1 rRNA gene is annotated in these 527 nt (G+C 52.0%); it reads right to left on the minus strand.

Annotated elements, in window-relative coordinates:
* Positions 1–454: ribosomal RNA gene (locus tag AC2FAK_RS22965) — 16S ribosomal RNA — on the minus strand; the annotation flags it as partial.
* Between the last annotated feature and the right edge of the window lie 73 nt (positions 455–527).

Here is a 527-nt window from a genome sequence, read left to right on the forward strand (position 1 = left end):
CACCTTCCTCCCCGCTGAAAGTACTTTACAACCCGAAGGCCTTCTTCATACACGCGGCATGGCTGCATCAGGCTTGCGCCCATTGTGCAATATTCCCCACTGCTGCCTCCCGTAGGAGTCTGGACCGTGTCTCAGTTCCAGTGTGGCTGGTCATCCTCTCAGACCAGCTAGGGATCGTCGCCTAGGTGAGCCGTTACCCCACCTACTAGCTAATCCCATCTGGGCACATCTGATGGCAAGAGGCCCGAAGGTCCCCCTCTTTGGTCTTGCGACGTTATGCGGTATTAGCTACCGTTTCCAGTAGTTATCCCCCTCCATCAGGCAGTTTCCCAGACATTACTCACCCGTCCGCCACTCGTCACCCGAGAGCAAGCTCTCTGTGCTACCGTTCGACTTGCATGTGTTAGGCCTGCCGCCAGCGTTCAATCTGAGCCATGATCAAACTCTTCAATTTAAAAGTTTGATGCTCAATGAATTAAACTTCGTAATGAATTACGTGTTCACTCGTTGAGACTTGGTATTCATTT

It is taken from the genome of Enterobacter cloacae complex sp. 394F7 (assembly GCF_057320385.1).